Genomic DNA, 15,950 nt, shown 5'->3' on the forward strand with positions numbered 1-15,950 from the left:
GACGGAGCCCCGGCCATCCTGGAGCCGGAGCGCCCCCGCCGGAGGCGCAGTAACCGCAACCCCGCGACCGCCGCCAGCTCGCCGACGCGCCGGCGTGCGCTCCCCCACGCCGCGCGGGCCCGTGGCCGCGCGGCCCGACCGGCTGCCGGACCACCATCTCACCGTCAACGGCCTGTCGTTCTGCGGCGGCCCTCCGGGCTTCCCGCTCTCCGGCCAGCCACCGGGCGTCAGGCGTGACGGCCGCAGAGCGACAGCGGCAGCGGCCGGCGCGCGCCCAGGCGGCGGCGCGTGCGGCCCGTTGCGGGCCGCCTTGATAGACGTACAGAAAGTCCTCCCACACCGGCCGGCAGCCGGCTGTCCATAGACGTACAGAAAGTCCTCCCACACCGGCCGGCAGCCGGCTGTCCGGTCTCGGGACCTGCGTGACAGATCAATCTCGGGACGTGGGTGACACTCCGCCTGTAGAACGCCGCCACTCGACCCGGGCCAGGGCAGCACATCCGCATCCACCAGAGCCCGCAGCGTGGTACTGCTTCAAAGCGACAATGACGGCAGAAGCGGGCGAGCCTATGGCGACCAGTAGGGCGGGCGGGCTGCTGCGGAGACCCGGGCAGCCGCAGCAGGCAACGTACCTGGAACTGTTCTTCGACCTGGTGTTCGTCCTCGCGCTCTTCCGGCTCACGCAGGGGCTGCTCCAGAATCTGACGTGGATCGGCACCTTCCAGACGCTGGTGTTGCTGCTGGCCCTGTGGTGGGTCTGGTCCCGCGTTGCGGGGACAACCGACAGGTTCGATCCGCAACAACCGCTGATACAGCTGCTGGTCATCGCGTCCATGCTTGGCATCCTGGTGATCGCCGCCGCGACGCCGGAGGCGTTCGGCAAGCGAGGCCTATTCTTCGCGGGCCCGTACGTCGCCATTCGGATTGGCGCCAGCGTCGTCCTCGTGCTCCTGCTGCGCGGCCACCAGGCGCAGCGCGCCTTCCTGCGGCAATTCTTCTGGTACGGCGTGTCCGCCGTGCCATGGATCGCGGGAGCCGTCGCGCACGATACGGCGCGTCTGGCGCTGTGGACGCTGGCGGTGGCCGTCGACTACACGGCGACCGCACTCCGCTTGCCCACACCCGGGTTGGGTCGCCTTGCGCGATCGGAGCTTGCGATCCTGGGCGAGCACTTGTCCGAGCGCTTCCGGCAGTTCTTCATCATTGCGCTCGGCGAGTTGATCCTGGTCACGGGTCTGGCGTTCGGCACCAGTGGCTTCGGGGCCGAGCACAGCGTCGCAGCCTTGGTGTATTTCACTACCACCGTGCTGCTGTGGCGAATCTATGTCTACCGCGCTGGGCAGCTGCTGGCGGAAGCCATCGCGGCCGCCCCCGATCCGCTCCGCCTCAGCATCTCGGCAACCTACTCCCACCCGATCATGGTGGCCGGTGTCGTCATCACCGCCAACTGCGTCGATCACGTCCTCGCCCACCCGTTCGGACATGCAGAGCCGATCTGGATCGCCATGATCCTCGGTGGACCCGCGCTGTTCCTGGCCGGGCGCGGCATCTTCGAGTACGCGGTCTTCGCCCGCGTGTCCCGCAACCGGCTGATCGGTGTCCTGGTCCTCGCCGCCCTCTCACCGGCGATGATCCGGGCGCCGCGGCTGGTGATCGCCATCGCCGCTGCTCTCGTCCTGGCCGCGATCGCCCTATCCGATGCAGCCCGCGCCCGAGGACGCCCACCCGAGCCGCCGTCACCGCCCCGCTAGCCGGAAGTGTCACCCACGTTCCGAGACTCCTCTGTCACGAACGTCCTGAGACCTGGCACGCCGGCAGCCGGCCGTCCCGCCTCGGCCTGAGAGGTCACGGCGGGTTGACGTGTCGGTACCCGGTGCTACTCTGGCGCTCGTCGAGCACGCCAGCGCGGCCTTCCTGCCGGATCCCTGGACTCGACATCGGAGATGCCGAGCGGCCTTCCTGCCGCTGATGCGGGCCACGTCCCGTCGGCTCTCGATCGCACCGGCCGCTGCGCCGGTCCACTGAATCCGCTGAGCGGCCCAGCACGGCCTTCCCTGCCGTCCACGATGGCCCGGATTCGCTCACCTCCACCGGTGGGGGCAGCCTGCGGCCACCGCCGGATGCCGACATCCCAGGCTCCCCACCCGTGCCGGCCCTCATCAACGAGCCCACGCGCGCGAAAGGACACAACTTATCGGCGGGAAGTGGCAAGACCACGATTCCGCCCTCCGGCGTCAGCCGCCCTCTCGGCGGTGCCAGGAGACACGACGAACACCACCAGCGGACTCCCGTCCACGGCTGGTGGTGCTTCGTCTCTCGTCCCTGCCACCCCCTGATGAGGAGACAGTCGTGTCCACCCCGCTCACCCTGTACCGGCCCGGCCTCGCCGTCGGCCGTTACACCCAGGCCATGCACCGCGCCGCCACGCCGGAGTTCTCCGGCTGGCTGGAGCACACCCGCCCCGCCGGCGGCTGTGCCCGCCCGATCCGCCTCACCGGCACGATCGCCGCCGTCGACGCCGGCACCGGCCGCATCACCAGCCGGCTGCACACCGACGAGCTGCCCGACCACACGCTCTACAAGGCGTGCGGCAACCGCCGCGAATCGCACTGCCCGGACTGCGCCTGGGTCTACCAGGGCGACGCCTATCAGCTCGTTCGCTGCGGCCTGACCGGCGGCAAGGGCGTCCCCGCCTCGGTCGGCCGGCACCCAGTCGTCTTCGCCACCTTCACCGCCCCCTCGTTCGGCGCGGTCCACCACCGGCACGTCCCCCGCCACACCTGCCGCAGCCGGCAGCGCTGCGACTGCCGACCGGCACCCTGCCGCGCCCGAAGTAACGCCGGCACCTGCAAGCACGGGCAGCCAGCGGCGTGCTTCGCCCGGCACGACGCCGACGATCCGCGGCTCGGCCGGCCGTTGTGCCTGGACTGCTACGACCACGACCACCAGGTCGTCTGGAACTACTTCTCCGGCGAGCTGTGGCGGCGCACCAAGCAGGCCATCGAACGCCACCTCGCCGCACTCTGCCGGAAGCGCGGCATTCCGCTCGTTCGGGTCCTCACCTCCTCCGGCAAGGTCCGGTGGGTGCCGCCCGTGCGGGTGTCGCACGGCAAGGTCGCCGAGATGCAGTGCCGGGCGGCGGTGCACTTTCACTGTCTGCTGCGACTGGACGGCGTCGACCCCGACGACCCGGACGTCCTCGTGCCACCGCCGGCCGGCATCACCGTCGACGACCTAGAGGAAGCCGTCCACGCCGCCGCTCGCCAGATCACTGTCACCACACCCCGGCACCCCGACCGACCCGAAGGCTGGGTGGTCGCCTGGGGCGAGCAGGTCGACGTCCGCCGGATCAACAGCGCCGGCGGCGAGCTGACGGACGGCAAGGTGGCCGCCTACCTGGCCAAGTACGCCACCAAGGCCACCGAAGCCACCGGCCATCAGTTCACCCGGTTCACCCCCGCCACGATCGACGACTACGCCGACCCGGAAGGCGACCACCTCGCCCGCCTCATCGACGCCTGCTGGCACCTCGGCAGGCCCACCGGCACCGATACCGCCAGCGGCGCCGCAACAGGCGACGACCGTCAAGACAGCCTTGACACCAAACTCAGCGCCTACGCCGGGCTGCGCCGTTGGGCCCACATGCTCGGCTTCGGCGGCCACTTCCTCACCAAGGCCCGCCGCTACTCCGTCACCTTCCGCCTGCTCCGCGACACCCGCGCCACCTACCGCCGCACCGAAGACGACGAACCCGCCGACACCATCACCGTCGGCACACTCACCTACTCCGGCTCAGGCTGGCTGACCGAAGGTGACGCGCTGCTCGCCAACACCGCCGCCAGGCAGCGACGCGAGAGCAGGCGCATCGGCCGGGAAGAACTCGCCCACGAAGCCTGGCGCACCGGGGCCGCCGCATGAGCCGAAACCTCACCCCGCGCTGGTACTCCCCCGCCGAGGTCGCCGTCCTGCTCGGCTTCGGCATCTCCAAGGTCAAGATGAAGATCGCCACCGGCGAGCTGCGCTCCATCAAGGACGGCAAGTACCGCCGCATCCTGCCCGAATGGGTCGACGACTACATCCGCGAAAAGGTCGAACGCCAGGAGGCCGCCTGATGCCCGCCCGCGCACGAGCCAACGGCGAAGGATCGATCTTCCCGTACCGGAACGGCTTCGCCGCCTACGTCTGGGTCGAGAAGCCCGACGGCAGGCGCACCCGCAAGTACGTCTACGGCAAGACCCGCGAGGCCGTCCACGACAAGTGGATCAAGCTGCACCAGCAGGCGAAGCAGGGACCGGTGGCGACCAGCGTCCCCACGGTCGGCAGCTTCCTCACCTACTGGCTGACCGAGATCATCCAACCGAACCGAGCACCCTTGACCTACGCGACCTACGAAACGTTCGTCCGCCGCTACATCTCCCCCGGTCTCGGCGCAAAGCGGCTCGACCGCCTCCAATCCCGCGACGTGCAGACGTGGATCAACCAGGTGGCCCGCACCTGCCAGTGCTGCGCACAGGGCAAGGACGCCGCACGCCGGAAGGAGAAGCGTCGCTGCTGTGCGGTTGGTCGCTGCTGCCAGGCTCTCCCGTCCACTCGGACGGTCAGCGACATCCGGGCCGCGCTGCGGGCCGCCCTCACCCACGCCCAGGCCGAAGACCTCATCACCAAGAACCCGGCCGTGCCGGTCACCCTCGCCACGGCCCGCCGCCGCCGGGGCAAGTCGTGGTCGAGCGACGAGGCGCGCAAGTTCCTTGAATCTGCCCGCGCCGACGAGGACCCGCTCTACGCCGCCTACGCCCTGGTCCTCGTCGTCGGCCTCCGCAAGGGCGAGGCGCTGGGGCTCACCTGGGAGGACGTCGACCTCGACGCCGGAGAGCTGACCATCGGCCGCCAACTGCAACGCGTACGCGGCCAGCTCCTGCACCGCGACACCAAGACCCAGGCGTCCGATGCCACCCTCCCCCTGCCCGACATCTGCCTGACGGCGCTCAAGCTACGAAGCGAACAACGCGACGAGGCACGAGCAGCCGCCGGCAACGCGTGGCACGAAACCGGCCTCCTATTCACCACCCGCTATGGCACACCGATCGAGCCGCGCAACTTCCAGCGCTCCTGGCAGACAAGGTGCGAGAAGGCCAACGTCAAGCCGATCACCGTCCACGACGCCAGGCGCACCTGCGCCACGCTGCTCGCCGACCTCGACGTCCACCCCAGAGTCGCCATGCAGGTGCTGAGGCACGCCCGCTTCTCCGTGACCATGGAGATCTACACCCAGGTCTCGTCCAAGGCGACGCGGGAAGCACTCAAGCGCCTCGGCGATTCCCTCGGCCATTGAAGCACCGCTGCTGTACTTAACTGCTGTACGCAAGCAGAAAGGCCACCTCCCGAACCCGGGAAGTGGCCTTTGACCTGCGTGGGCGATACTGGGATCGAACCAGTGACCTCTTCGGTGTGAACGAAGCGCTCTCCCGCTGAGCTAATCGCCCTCAGCGCCGATGACTCTACCCGATCGAGAACGCAGACGAAAAACCCGGGTCGTCAGTGCGTCGCGAGGTAGTGCAGCGCCCGGGCCACCAGGTCGATCCCGAGGCTGTACTTGAGCGACAGCCACACCACCACGGCCACGAAGACGAGGCCGACCGCGCCGAGCACGATCCGCACCGGTAGTGACCGACTGGTCGCCCATCGCGTCCAGGCATGTACATGTCGGCGGGTGAAGCCGAGCAGCCGTCGCGCCCAGTGGTACTCGACCGCCCAGATGCCCAGCCCGGCGATCACCAGCAGCCAGCCGGGCCCGGGCAGCGGGATCAGGGCGATACCGACAGTGACGACGATGGCGCCCGCGATGGCGATGAAGATCTTGAGGGTGATCCGGCCGGTGGGGTTGGCCCGGATCAGCTCGAGGGTGGTGTGCACCCGCTCGCGCCAGCTGCTGCGACGCCGAGCGACGACGGGGACGCCAGGGCGGCCGGACGAGCCGCGGGAGCCGCCCTCGGAACGCTCCGTCGACACCCCGTACCCCCGCCTTTCGGCTGCTCGGGCCGCTCCTTTCGGTGGGTCGGCCGTGGTCGTCGGATCCACTGCGGGACCCCTCCTGACCATTTCCACCCCCAGTGTCGCCCGGGACCGTCACCCCTGCTGAGGACTGGACGTTACCGGAGTAAGTCGACGACTGAACCACCCGATGCCGGGCGGCACCACGGTCTGGGCGAATCGGCAAATCCTAGAAGAATTTTCACATTCTCGGAGGCTTTCCGACCGTCTTCCCACCACTGGGTGAAGTCAGCGTATGGCGGAGCGTAGCCAGGAGTAGCACCTGAGTATGGGAAAAGCGGGACACGCGCGTTCCGCAGCGGTGCCGGGGGGAGAACGTCCATGAGTGTCATCCGACCGACGACCGTAGAGGTCGAGACGTCGCTAAGGCTCGTCGCGCCTGACGCCACCGCATTGCCGGTGCGTGCCAGTCTGCGTTACGACCCTGCTGACCCGTATGCGGTCCATGTCCTGTTCCACGCCGAATCCGCCGGCGGTGAGGCGGTGAGCTGGTCGTTCGCCCGCGAACTGCTGGTCACCGGGCTCGACGAGCCAGCCGGCATCGGCGACGTCCGGGTCTGGCCGTGGGCCACCCCGCGCGGCGACTTCGTCGCGCTCGCGCTGTCGTCCCCGGACGGCAACGCCCTCTTCGAGGTCCCGCGCAGCGTGCTCGTGCGCTTCCTGCGGCGGACCTACGTCGTCGTCCCGCGCGGCCGCGAGGCCGAGCACCTGGACGTCGACACGGCGGTGAACCGGCTGCTCGCCGGCCGCTGACCACGCAACCCGGGGCCGCGCGGATCTGCCGAGTCCGCGCGGCTCCGGCCACCATTGATCGGGTACGCCGTGGGCGTGCCCGACTCAGCCGTGCGTGGTGATCCCGCCGTCGACGGGGATCACCGCTCCGGTCAGATACGCCCCGGCGCGGGACGACAGGTAGATCGCCGTGCCCGCCATGTCCTCGGGGCGGCCGATCCGGCCCAGCGGCACCTGCTGCTCGATCGCCGACCGGGCGGCCGGGTCGTCCAGCGCGAACGCCATCATCTTGCTCTCGAACGGTCCGGGCGCGATCGCGTTGACCGTGATCCGCTCGCCGGCGAGCTGGTGGGCGAGGCTGCGGGTGAGCATGTGCACGGCCGCCTTGGTGGCCGAGTACGCGTACACCTCCATGAACGGCACCCGGAGACCGTCGATCGACCCGATGTTGATCACGCGGGCCGGGTCGTCGACGCTGGCTGCCGCGCGCAGCGCCGGCAGCAGCGCGGTGGTGAGCCGGAAGACGGCCTTGACGTTGACCGCCCAGAGCTTGTCGAACGCGGCCTCCGGATAGTCCTCCAGCGGTGCGCCCCAGGTCGCGCCGGCATTGTTGACCAGCACGTCGAGCCGGTCGGTACGTTCGCGCACCGCGGCGGCCAGCCCCTGCGCGCCCTCGTCGTGGCTCAGGTCCGCGGCGATCGCCTCGCAATGGCCCTCGGCGGAGAGTTCCTTGGCCACCCGCTCGCAGACATCGGCCTTCCGGGAGGAGATGATGACCTTCGCGCCGGCCCGCACGAAGCCCCGGGCGATCATCAGCCCGATCCCCCGCGAGCCGCCGGTGACCAGGACCGTCTTGCCTTCGACCGAGAACAGATCCGTCATGCCCATCCCATCGCGAGTCGGCGGGGCCGGGGGTGGTCCGCCGACCCGGGCGCTACCGATCGGTAACCTAGTCGGCGGGCGACTGCGGCGACAAGCCCACCCCCGCAGTCGTGGCGTCGAGATGCAAGCTGGGCAGGAGACCGTTAACGTCGGGACGATGGTCACTCCCGGTCAGCTCTCCCCGGCCACCCGTACCGACCTGTCCCCCGCCGAGGGGGACGCCGACGACATCACCATCGGCGCGCTCGGCGACCTGGCGGCCGAACCCGGCTGGCGCCGCCCGGTGCTGCTCGACGCCGACCTGCTGATCCTGGTCACCGGCGGACACGGCAGCGCCGAACTGGACTTCCGGGCGCTGCCCTGCCGACCCGGCACCCTGCTGCGCGCCCGCCCCGGCCAGGTGCTGCGCTGCCTCGGCGCCCACCTGGACGCGACGGTAGTCCGCTGGGGCGCCGGCACGCTGCGCGGGCTGGACGTCGACCCGGACGCCGTGCCGACGTACCGGCAGCTCGCCGGCGAGGACGAGGACGCGGTGATCGGTGAGGTCACCCAGTTGGCGGTGGACGCGGACCGGCATCGGGGGGTGCCCGCCGCCCGGGCGCTGCTGCGGCACCAGCTCGCCGTGCTGCTGCTGCGGCTCAGCCTGCTCGGCGCCGCGGAGGAACGGCCCGCGCCGCGCCCCGAGTCGGAGACCTTCCACCGGCTCTGCCGGGAAGTGGAACGCGGCTACCAGCACACCCGCCGGGTCGAGGACTACGCCGCGCAGCTCGGCTGCTCGGTGCGTACCCTCACCCGGGCCTGCCTGGCGGTGACCGGCCGCAGCGCCAAGCAGGTCATCGACGAGCGGGTGGCGTTGCAGGCCAGCCGGCTGCTCGCCGCCACCGACGAGCCGATCGCCCGGATCGGCCGCCGGCTCGGCTTCCCGGAGCCGACCAACTTCGGCCGGTTCTTCACCCGCGAGGTCGGGGTCAGCCCGGGAGCCTTCCGGGCCGTCCGGGAACAGCCCCTACCTGTCCGGATGGTGCGCCCGCGCCCGCCCGCCGACGCGCCGGTGCCCAACGGCCGGGCATGATGACAGAGTGCAGATCTCCGCGCGTGGCGACTACGCGGTCCGGGCGGCCCTGAGCCTGGCCACCGCGTACCCCGCCCTGCTGTCCACCCAGGCCATCGCCGCCGAGCAGGACATGCCCCGCAAGTTCCTCGAGGCCGTCCTGGCCGACCTGCGCCGGGCCGGGATCGTCCGCGCCCAGCGCGGCGCCGAGGGTGGCTACACCCTGGCCCGCCCACCCCGCGACGTCACCATCGGGCAGATCCTCCGCGCCGTCGACGGCCCGCTGGCCGGGGTGCGCGGGCTGCGCCCCGAGGAGACGCAGTACGCGGGCGCGGCCGAGAACCTGCCCCGGCTCTGGGTGGCCGTCCGCGCCGCCGTCCGCCAGGTCGTCGACGAGGTGAGCCTGGCCGAGATGGCCAGCGGGAAGCTGCCCGGGCACGTCCGCAAGCTGATCGCCCGCCCCGACGCCTGGGAGCCCCGCTGACGGGTCCCCGCGGCTGATTCATTGACGACATCAGCTGCATAGCGACCGCACCGGCGCCCCGCCCGGCGGTGCCGGCCCAGCGTCACCGCGTCCGGACCGCCTCGGCGTAGTCCAGCGCGGCCCGGTCGAGGGCGGGCAGGTCCTCCGCCGCCGCGGCGGTCACCACGCGACGGCCACGGCCCGAACGTGGTGGTGTAGCCGGCGCCGTGGTGGACCAGGAGGTCGCCGTCCTCCCCCGTGCCCAGGGCGAGGGCCTCGCCGAGCACGATGGTGTGGTCGCCGGCCTCGATCCGGCGGACCACCCGGCACAGCAGCACCGCCAGGGCGTCGTCGATCAGCGGCACCCCGAACGGTCCCTGCGTCCAGCCCCGGTGGGTGGCGAACCGGTCGATGCCGCTGGTGGCGACGTTCGGTGCCACCTCCTGCTGGCCGGAGGCGAGCAGGTGCACCGCCAGGTGTTCCGCCCGCTCCACAGTCGGCCAACTCGACGACTCCCGGCCCAGGCAGAACGACACCAGCGGCGGATCCAGCGACACCGAGGTGAACGAGGTGGCGGTGAAGCCGGCCGGCGGCAGCGCCGGCAGGTGCCGGTTCGCGGCCAGGCCGGGCGCGGTGACCACGGTGACCGTGGCCGCCTGCCGCCGCAGCAGGGTGCGGAACAGGTCCCGATCGACGGGGCGCAGCTCGACGGCGCCGGCCCCCGGCCGGTCCACGCTGGTCACGCCGTCACCAGCTCACGGGCGGCGTCGGCGCCGCAGCGGGCGGTGGTGGTGAAGGCGAGCAGGGCGACGGCGGCGAGGGTGCGCCGCAACGGTTGACGGGGTGAGGCCATGGAGGGATCTCCTGATCTGTCCACGATGGGTGGAGGAAGCCCACGAGGGCGCGACGGCACGCCGCACCGGGCCGGGCGACGGTGCGCCGGCGACGGGAGCGGACGGGCGGAGAAGGTGCGAGGACGGGAAGCCGAGCCGGTGGAACCGGTCAGCTCAACAGAGCGCGCTCGCGTGCCGGACCAGGTCAACGTGCACGCGAGCGGTGAGGAGAAGCTCGTCCCGCTGCGACATGACCTCATGCTGCCGGGCGCTCTCCGGCCCGGTCAACGCCCTTCCACACAGTGGGATGCGCGCCGCATACTTTGTTACAACCCTTCTCCACCAGCATTTGTCACCCCTTAAGACCTACCCGTTGACTAGAGATTCAGACGGGAGTCCGGGGCACCGTCCAGTGCGGATTCCACGGGGTTATTAGCTGTTGCGCGTTGTTTCATCTTCTATCAGTGTCCTTATAGGATAGTCGCGTGAGGTTGGGCGAGTGGGCGGCACGCAACGGTGTGCATTACCAGACCGCTTGGCGGTGGGCTGGGGACGGCAAGATGCCCGTGCCAGTGGTGCGTACCGCTACCGGGACTTGGCTGGTGCAGGAGCCTGACGTCCCTGCGGCTGGCCGGGTGGTGGCGTGCTGCCGGGTGTCCTCGTCCGACCGGAAGCCTGACCTGGATCGGCAGGTTGCCCGGGTGGTCGCGGGAGCGACCAGGGTCGGGCTTGCGGTGGGTGAAGTCGTCACGGAGGTCGGCTCCGGACTGAACGGCCGGCGTCGCGAACTCGCCTGTGTCCTCGCCGACCCCGAAGCGGCGGTGATCGTGGTCGAGCACCGCGATCGTCTGGCCCGCTTCGGTGTGGAGCACCTGGAGGCCGCCCTGGCCGCCGCGGGCCGTCGCCTGATCATCCTCGATGCACAGGAGGCCAGCGATGATCTGGTGCGGGACATGACCGAGGTGCTGACCTCGATGTGCGCCCGCCTGTACGGGCGCCGGTGGGCCCGACACCGGGCCGACGCCGCACTGCGCGCCGCAGCGGAGGCCGAGTGAAGAAGTTCCAGCCGCGGCCGGGCTTCGTGGTGCAGGCGTACCGGTTCGCTCTGGACCCCAACGCCGCGCAGGAGCAGGCGCTGCGCTCGCACTGCGGCGCAGCCCGCGCGGCCTACAACTGGGCGGTGGGCTGGGTGTCGGCGTCGTGGTGGCAGCGCCGCGCCGAAGAGTCCTACGGGCTCGCCGGGCCGGAGTTGACCGCGTGGCGGCCGTGGTCGCTGCCGGCCCTGCGTAAGGCGTTCAATCAGGTCAAGCGCACCGATCCGCGGTTTGCCGACTGGTGGGAGGAGAACTCCAAGGAGGCCTACAACACCGGCCTCGCCAACGCCGCCGCCGCGTTTGACAACTACGCCGAGTCCAAGCGTGGGCAGCGCAAGGGCGGGCGGATGGGTGTGCCCCGCCGGAAGTCGAAACACAAGGCGCGCTTGGCCTGCCGATTCACCACCGGCACGATCCGCGTGGAGCCGGACCGCCGTCATGTCACCCTGCCCAGACTGGGCACGATCCGCACCCACGAATCCACACGCAAGCTCGAGCGCCGTATCGCAGGCGGCAGCGCCCGCATCCTCTGCGCCACTGTGAGGTTCGAGCGCGGGCGCTGGTTCGTCTCCTTCCAAGTCGAGGTCGAACGCGCCGAGCGCACCCCGGCCCGCCCGGACGTCGCGGTCGGGGTGGACCTGGGCGTGAAATGCCTCGCCGTCCTCGCCGACAGTCAAGGCGAGATCCGCCACGTGCCCAACCCGGGCCACTACGACACCGCCCTGAAGGCCCTCAAACGCCTGTCGCGGCGGGTTTCCCGCCGCCGAGGGCTGGACCGGCGCACCGGCCAGACGCCCTCGAAACGGTGGCTGAAAGCCAACGCGGAACGTAACCGGGTACACCACCAGGTGGCGAACCTGCGTACCGACGCGCTGCACAAACTCACCACCGCGATCAGCGCCGAGTACGGCACCGTGGTGGTCGAAGACCTGAATGTCGCCGGGATGCTCCGCAATCGGCGCCTGGCAAGGAAGATCGCCGACGCCGGATTCGGAGAGATCCGGCGACAACTGACCTACAAGACCGGCTGGAACGGTGGACAGGTCCATGTCGCCGATCGCTGGTTCCCTTCCTCGAAGACCTGCTGCGGGTGCGGCGCGGTGAAAGCCAAACTGCCGCTGCACACGCGCGCTTTCTGCTGCGATGTATGCGGCCTGGTGATGGACCGGGACGCTAACGCCGCCTGCAACCTCGCCGCCCTTGCGGCGGCCAGCACCACCGGCACCGGAGTGGCCGGAGACCGGGGCGCGAAAGCGCCGAAGCCTCGTGGAGCCGACCAGAAGACCCGCGTCACCCTCCCCAGCCGTATGGCCGGGGCGGGGCGGGCAGGTGGCGCAACCCTGCCACCACAGCGGCAGGCGGAAGCGAGAGACCGTCATCAGGACACCGCGACCCTCACATTGCGGTGACACCGTTACGGACCTTCCATGCGAAAACGCACGGATTGCTGACACCTGACGATGGGATCAGCAACGGGTGATCGCCTAGGCTCCCCGCGTCGGATCGATCAGCGGAGGTGCGCGGTGGGTGTGGGTGTCGGGGATCTGGTGGACGATTTCGCGCTGCCGGACGAGACGGGGACGGTGCGGCGGTTGTCGGAGTTCCTGGCGGCGGGGCCGGCGGTGTTGTTCTTCTACCCGGCGGCGATGACGCGGGGGTGCACGGCGGAGAGCTGTCATTTCCGCGATCTGGCGGCGGAGTTCGCGGCGGTGGGCGCCCAGCGGGTGGGAATCAGCCGGGATCCGGTGGAGAAGCAGGCGGAGTTCTCCCGGCGGCACGGGTTCGACTATCCGCTGCTGTCGGACGTCGACGGCGTGGTGGCGGAGGCGTTCGGGGTGCGGCGGCGGCTGCCGTTGGGGGCGTTGAGCACGCGGCGGATGACGTTCGTGATCGGCCAGGACCGGCGGGTGCTGGCGGTGGTGCACAGCGAGTTGAGCATGAACGAGCACGCGGACGCGGCGTTGCGGGCGCTGGGGGCCTGATCTTCGCGGTGTCGCAGCCGGCTGGTATCAAGGCTGCAATCAAACGTATGTACGGAAGAGGGCTGTGATGGCGGGCCAGGGTTTGTCCACTGACGAGGTGCAAGGCATCCGGGAGGCGTTGGCCGCGGGCCGTAAGCCGAGGGTGGTGTTCACGGCGGCGGCGGGTCAGGTGGCGGGTCAGGTCGGCCAGGTGGTGGAGCTGACCGATCCGGCGGTGTCGGAGGAGTTCGTGGTGGTGCGGTTCGGCCGCGACGAGTTGCCCTTCTCCCCCGCCGACGTGGCGGTCGCGCCGCGCGGCACGGGGCGGAAGGTGGCGGCGGAGCCGAAGCCGCAGGTCGAGGAGCCGGCCGCGCGGCGGAGCCGGAGTTCGTGTTGGACACGCCGCGGGTGCCGGCGCCGCGTCAGGAGGAGCCGAAGGTGGAGCAGCAGGTGGAGGCGAAGCCGGCGCGCGGCCGGTGAAGGCGGCGAAGCCGAAGGGCCCGGCCGGGCTGACGGTGACGTTGGCGTACGCCGAGGGTGAGTGGACGGTGGCGGCGCAGCAGGGCGCGAAGGCGCTCGCGAAGCCGTACGTGGTGAAGCCGGCGGAGGCGCTGCGGATGGTGGCGCTGGTGGACGTGCCGGGGGTGCAGGAGGCGGTGGAGCAGATCATGGCCGCGGAGCGGGCGGAGGCGGAGCAGCAGGCGGAGAAGCTGCGCGCGGAGCTGGCGGAGATCGAGGCGCGGCTGGCGGAGTTGCGCGACGCCCGCTGACGGCGTGTCCCGTGCGGCGGCTCGTCGGGGCCGTCGCACGGGCGGGGGCGGTTGGGGGTGGGGCTACCGGCCGCTGTGGTGGTCGAGCAGGGTGGTGAGCAGCCGGGTCAGCTCGTCGCGGTCGGTCGGCGACAGGGGGGCGAGCAGGGTGTCCTGGACCCGGTCGAGGGTGTCGGCCATCCGGCGTAGCTCGCGGCGGCCGGCGGTGGTGAGGGTGACCACGTTGCGCCGCCGGTCGGCGGGGTCGGGTGCGCGGCGGACCAGGTCCTTCGCGGCGAGTTCGTTGAGCACGGCGACCACGTCGCTGCGGTCGATGCCGCAGCGCCGTCCCAGCTCGGCCTGGCTGGCCGGGCCGAGCTCGTCGAGGGCGGCGAGCAGCCGGTAGTGGTAGCCGCGCGCGTCGAGCGCGCCGAGCCCGTCGGCGACCAGGCGGGCGGCGTGGGCGGCGGTCTGGGTGAGCAGCCAGCTCGGGGTCGTCCGCAGCCGGGCGGGGGCCGCCGGGCCGGTGGTGGGCTCCATGGTGGGGACCATATCAGCAACCGTTGGCTCTACCCACGATTCCTGATATGTTGGCTGAACCAACGTTGGAGTTACCAACAAAGGAGCAGCCATGTCCCGCACACCCGTCCTCACCGGCCAGGTCATCGGCCAGGCCCACTACGCCACCCGGGCGGTGCTCGAACGCGAGCTGGCCACCATGGGGATCACCTTCGCCCAGTCCGTCGCGCTCAACGCCGTCGCCGCCGAGGGCGGGGCCGTCGAGCGCGGGGCCCTCGTCCAGCGGATGACCGGCGCCCTGAAGGTCGACGAGTCGGCGGTGGGGACGACACTCGCCGAGCTGACCGACGCCGGGCTGCTCCGGGCGCTGCCCGCCGGCGGGTCCGGTCTCGCGCTCACCGACGTCGGCCGGGCCCGGCAGGGCCGGATCGCCGACGCGCTCGCCGGCATCACCGCCCGGCTGTACGCGGACATCCCCGCCGCCGAGATGGAGGTCGCCGGACGCGTCCTCACCCTGCTCAAGCAGCGAGCCGACGCCGAACTGGCGATGGCCTGAACACCCCGCGGGCCGGTGCGACCCCCTCGCACGCCCGCCTCCCGCACCCGCAGACTCGTCAGTGCTGCGGAATGTGCACTACCCCGATCCGCTTGCGGAAAACCCAGTACGTCCACCCCTGGTAGGCCAGCACGATCGGGGTGAACACCACGGCCACCCAGGTCATGATCTTCAGGGTGTACGGGGTGGAGGAGGCGTTCGTCGCGGTGAGCGTCCCGGCGGCGTCCAGGGTCGACGGCAGCACGTTCGGGAACAGCGCCGCGAACAGGGTCGCCACCGCCAGGGCGATCGCCACCGCGGTGCCGGCGAACGCCCAGCCCTCCCGGCGTACCCGGGCGGCGGCCAGACCACCGAGCAGGGCGAGGGCCGCAGCGACGGCGAGCACGACGGCGGCGGCGCTGGAGCGGATGGTCAGCGTCCAGGCCAGGAAGGCCACCGCGACCACGGCGGCGCCGACGCCGAGCCGCACGGCCAGCGCGGCGGCCCGCTCGCGGATCTCGCCGGTGGTCTTCAGGGCGATGAACACCGCGCCGTGGGTGAGGAACAGGGCGAGGGTGGTCAGGCCGCCGAGCAGGGCGTACGGGTGGAGCAGGTCGAGCAGGCCGCCGACGTACTCGTGGTCGGCGTCGAGCGGCACCCCGCGCAGGATGTTGGCGAACGCGACGCCCCACAGGATCGCCGGCAGCAGCGAGCCGAAGAAGATCGCCCGGTCCCAGCGGCGCTTCCAGGACGCCTCGGGGCGCTTGTGCCGGTACTCGAAGGCGACGCCGCGGGCGATCAGCGCGAGCAGGATCAGCAGCAGCGGCAGGTAGAAGCCGGAGAAGAGGGTGGCGTACCACTCGGGGAAGGCGGCGAACATGGCGCCACCGGCGGTGATCAGCCAGACCTCGTTGCCGTCCCAGACCGGGCCGATGGTGTTGATCAGGACGCGGCGCTCCCGGTCGTCGCGGCCGAGGACGGGGAGCAGCATGCCGACGCCGAAGTCGAAGCCTTCGAGGATGAAGTAGCCGGTGAAGAGCACGGCGACGAGGAGAAACCAGACGGTCGTCAGTTCCACGA

At 71.1% G+C, this 15,950-nt stretch carries 16 protein-coding genes, 1 tRNA gene and 2 pseudogenes; 12 read left to right on the plus strand and 7 right to left on the minus strand.

Annotation, left to right across the window (positions count from 1 at the left end; genetic code table 11):
- Window positions 1–545 precede the first annotated feature (545 nt).
- The 4 genes from JNW87_RS09590 (at window position 546) to JNW87_RS09605 (ending at window position 5,332) form a co-directional block, all read left to right on the plus strand.
- Complete coding sequence (locus JNW87_RS09590; RefSeq protein WP_236647286.1) at window positions 546–1,751, plus strand: low temperature requirement protein A; 1,206 nt, start codon at window positions 546–548, stop codon at window positions 1,749–1,751.
- A 598-nt stretch (window positions 1,752–2,349) separates the two neighbouring features.
- Entirely contained in the window at window positions 2,350–3,918 is a 1,569-nt protein-coding gene (locus JNW87_RS09595) for a replication initiator (protein WP_238453507.1), read from the plus strand.
- Window positions 3,915–4,112: an excisionase family DNA-binding protein gene (locus tag JNW87_RS09600; protein ID WP_109799918.1), complete on the plus strand. Its 198-nt coding sequence runs from the start codon at window positions 3,915–3,917 to the stop codon at window positions 4,110–4,112. Before JNW87_RS09595 ends, JNW87_RS09600 begins: the two co-directional genes overlap by 4 nt.
- Window positions 4,112–5,332 (plus strand): site-specific integrase, encoded by a 1,221-nt coding sequence (locus JNW87_RS09605; RefSeq protein WP_238453508.1) that lies wholly within the window; start codon window positions 4,112–4,114, stop codon window positions 5,330–5,332. The genes JNW87_RS09600 and JNW87_RS09605 overlap by 1 nt, the downstream gene beginning before the upstream one ends.
- Window positions 5,333–5,411: 79 nt before the next feature.
- Here JNW87_RS09605 and JNW87_RS09610 read toward each other — a convergent pair.
- Both JNW87_RS09610 and JNW87_RS09615 read right to left on the minus strand, forming a co-directional pair.
- A tRNA-Val gene (locus JNW87_RS09610) sits at window positions 5,412–5,483 on the minus strand.
- A 52-nt stretch (window positions 5,484–5,535) separates the two neighbouring features.
- Window positions 5,536–6,078: a TIGR02611 family protein gene (locus tag JNW87_RS09615; RefSeq protein ID WP_375373485.1), complete on the minus strand. Its 543-nt coding sequence runs from the start codon at window positions 6,076–6,078 to the stop codon at window positions 5,536–5,538.
- A 294-nt stretch (window positions 6,079–6,372) separates the two neighbouring features.
- On the opposite strand from JNW87_RS09615, the gene JNW87_RS09620 reads away from it, so the two are divergent.
- Window positions 6,373–6,804, plus strand: coding sequence for an SsgA family sporulation/cell division regulator (locus JNW87_RS09620; protein ID WP_007457244.1), 432 nt, complete (start codon window positions 6,373–6,375; stop codon window positions 6,802–6,804).
- Window positions 6,805–6,888: 84 nt separating this feature from the next.
- Here the strand turns inward: JNW87_RS09620 and JNW87_RS09625 are convergent, their stop codons facing one another.
- Entirely contained in the window at window positions 6,889–7,665 is a 777-nt protein-coding gene (locus JNW87_RS09625) for a glucose 1-dehydrogenase (RefSeq protein ID WP_109802304.1), read from the minus strand.
- Between the two features lie 157 nt (window positions 7,666–7,822).
- Here JNW87_RS09625 and JNW87_RS09630 point away from each other — a divergent pair, with 157 nt between their 5' ends.
- Both JNW87_RS09630 and JNW87_RS09635 read left to right on the plus strand, forming a co-directional pair.
- Window positions 7,823–8,737 (plus strand): AraC family transcriptional regulator, encoded by a 915-nt coding sequence (locus JNW87_RS09630; RefSeq protein ID WP_238453510.1) that lies wholly within the window; start codon window positions 7,823–7,825, stop codon window positions 8,735–8,737.
- Between the two features lie 7 nt (window positions 8,738–8,744).
- Window positions 8,745–9,200, plus strand: a complete 456-nt coding sequence (locus JNW87_RS09635) for an Rrf2 family transcriptional regulator (RefSeq protein ID WP_089010393.1) — start codon at window positions 8,745–8,747, stop codon at window positions 9,198–9,200.
- 188 nt (window positions 9,201–9,388) lie between these two features.
- Here the strand turns inward: JNW87_RS09635 and JNW87_RS09640 are convergent.
- Window positions 9,389–9,922, minus strand: a pseudogene (locus JNW87_RS09640) (flavin reductase family protein); the annotation flags it as partial.
- A 264-nt stretch (window positions 9,923–10,186) separates the two neighbouring features.
- Window positions 10,187–10,264 (minus strand): putative leader peptide, encoded by a 78-nt coding sequence (locus JNW87_RS41405; protein WP_349881247.1) that lies wholly within the window; start codon window positions 10,262–10,264, stop codon window positions 10,187–10,189.
- 233 nt (window positions 10,265–10,497) lie between these two features.
- Here JNW87_RS41405 and JNW87_RS09645 point away from each other — a divergent pair, with 233 nt between their 5' ends.
- The 4 genes and pseudogenes from JNW87_RS09645 to JNW87_RS40220 all read left to right on the plus strand — a co-directional run bounded on the left by JNW87_RS09645 (window position 10,498) and on the right by JNW87_RS40220 (window position 13,837).
- A complete protein-coding gene (locus tag JNW87_RS09645; RefSeq protein WP_238453511.1) occupies window positions 10,498–11,067 on the plus strand; it encodes an IS607 family transposase in 570 nt (189 codons plus the stop codon).
- Entirely contained in the window at window positions 11,064–12,515 is a 1,452-nt protein-coding gene (tnpB, locus tag JNW87_RS09650) for an IS607 family element RNA-guided endonuclease TnpB (protein WP_238453512.1), read from the plus strand. Before JNW87_RS09645 ends, tnpB begins: the two co-directional genes overlap by 4 nt.
- Window positions 12,516–12,629: 114 nt before the next feature.
- The gene (locus JNW87_RS09655) at window positions 12,630–13,088 is read left to right on the plus strand and encodes a peroxiredoxin (protein WP_309233925.1); all 459 of its coding nucleotides are present in this window, start codon (window positions 12,630–12,632) and stop codon (window positions 13,086–13,088) included.
- Window positions 13,089–13,155: 67 nt separating this feature from the next.
- Window positions 13,156–13,837: pseudogene (locus tag JNW87_RS40220) on the plus strand (hypothetical protein).
- 63 nt (window positions 13,838–13,900) lie between these two features.
- Here JNW87_RS40220 and JNW87_RS09665 read toward each other — a convergent pair.
- Entirely contained in the window at window positions 13,901–14,356 is a 456-nt protein-coding gene (locus tag JNW87_RS09665) for a MarR family winged helix-turn-helix transcriptional regulator (RefSeq protein WP_238453513.1), read from the minus strand.
- A gap of 91 nt (window positions 14,357–14,447) precedes the next feature.
- On the opposite strand from JNW87_RS09665, the gene JNW87_RS09670 reads away from it, so the two are divergent.
- Window positions 14,448–14,891, plus strand: a complete 444-nt coding sequence (locus JNW87_RS09670; protein ID WP_238453514.1) for a hypothetical protein — start codon at window positions 14,448–14,450, stop codon at window positions 14,889–14,891.
- Window positions 14,892–14,949: 58 nt separating this feature from the next.
- Here the strand turns inward: JNW87_RS09670 and cydB are convergent, their stop codons facing one another.
- Entirely contained in the window at window positions 14,950–15,948 is a 999-nt protein-coding gene (cydB, locus tag JNW87_RS09675; protein ID WP_238453515.1) for a cytochrome d ubiquinol oxidase subunit II, read from the minus strand.
- Window positions 15,949–15,950 lie beyond the last annotated feature (2 nt).

It is taken from the genome of Micromonospora sp. ATA51 (genome assembly GCF_016802855.1).
Taxonomy (GTDB): Bacteria; Actinomycetota; Actinomycetes; order Mycobacteriales; family Micromonosporaceae; genus Micromonospora; species Micromonospora sicca.